This window comes from Halanaerobium sp. (assembly GCF_003070835.1).
Window position 1 is genome coordinate 1 of the sequence record NZ_QBLR01000475.1, and the last position, 1,521, is coordinate 1,521.

Here is a 1,521-nt window from a genome sequence, read left to right on the forward strand (position 1 = left end):
CTCATTGCAGTTGAATCACCCTGCAGCACAGCACCTTTTTCTGTTTCTTCATCATAATCTGTTTTACCATCAAGGAAACTCATCACGCTGTTGTATTGATCAACAAAAGCCTGCACAGCATCAGCAGCTTTGCCTGTATCTTTTGCTACAGAAATAGTGGCTGTACTATCAATTTCAGCATCTGTACTTATATTAAATGTTACACCTTCTACAGCCTCTGAAAAAGTATTAGTAGAACTTGTAATACCTGTAATACCATTAATATCAATATTTGCATCTTCTGCAGTCTGCAATTCATTCTGATAACTACGATTACCAAAAGCTAGATCTGCTAGGATATTCTCAGTTCCAGTATTACTCAGCTTAACATCTGAACCAGCTGTAGAACTGTTAATTGATAGAGAAAAATATCCATTACCTTCATCAGTTACTGAAGCGGAAAGATCTCCACCAAGTGCATCTATCTGACTTTTAATATCATTTAATGTAGTGGTTTCATCTACTGTGATTTCTCCAGTTCCAGTACCTCCCTCTACATCAATCTGAAAACTTCCGGTTAATCCTAAAGCAGTATCAGCATCTTGAACTTCCATTAAATTTGTGGATAGACTGCCATCATTATCTCCCGTTTGTAGAACACCGAGGCTTTTAAATAGATCATTATCATCTACTAAAGCAATCTGATTTTTTTCACCTGTGTCAGTACTTTCTAATACAAGATGATTATCTACAATAGAAGCACTTACTCCAGCCTCTGCATCATTAATCTTATTACTAATATCAGTTAAACTATCACTATCATTAATTGTAATATCTGTTCCATTAATTTGAATATTGTTTTCTGCAGCTATTGATCCAAACCCTGTAAGATCTTTAATTGCTGTTGTAGAATCATCCAATCTGTTACCGGATATTCTTTGAGTACTAGCTACATTATTAACAATAATAGAATAATTAGCTTCATTAGAGTCATTACTTGCAGAAGCAGTAACTACATCTTCATCACTGGAACTTGCACCGCGAGAATTATAGGTTGAAGATAATTTTAGATCTGTTGTTCTATCTTCTAACTTATCAAGCCTGCTGTTTACATCACGCCAGGCACCCTTAGTCTGTTCCATCTCAGATATTTCCTGCTGATAATTGTAGATTGGTCTTCTTTCTAAAGCTACCAGCTGATCAATCATAGAAGTAGTATCCATACCTGTTGCTAAACCATCTAGTTGCATAATCGATTAACACCTACTTCCTCTTTAAACCTTTTCATCAATTAATATCCCTACCATTTCATGTATTCTTGCTTTTAAATCCAGCATTTCTTCAGGTGGTAATTCTTTTATTACTTCATCTGTATTAATATCAATTACCTGAATCATTAGCTCTTCTGTATCTTCATGTATTTGAAAGGAAAGTCCTTCTTTTACCTGGTCCACTATTTCATTTACATCTTTTACAGATTCTCTAACTTCATCTTCTAGTTCTTGCTGGTTATATTCTTTTTTTTCCTGAAGAGATGTAGCC

At 34.8% G+C, this 1,521-nt stretch carries 2 protein-coding genes; both read right to left on the reverse strand.

Annotated features, from left to right (window positions below):
• Positions 1-1,229, reverse strand: a 1,229-nt coding sequence (gene fliD / locus CI949_RS20580) for a flagellar filament capping protein FliD (protein ID WP_290769906.1), incomplete at its 3' end; no start/stop codon positions are given.
• A 24-nt stretch (positions 1,230-1,253) separates the two neighbouring features.
• Positions 1,254-1,521 (reverse strand): flagellar protein FlaG (locus tag CI949_RS20585; RefSeq protein WP_290769907.1); only part of this gene is annotated, 268 nt, incomplete at its 5' end.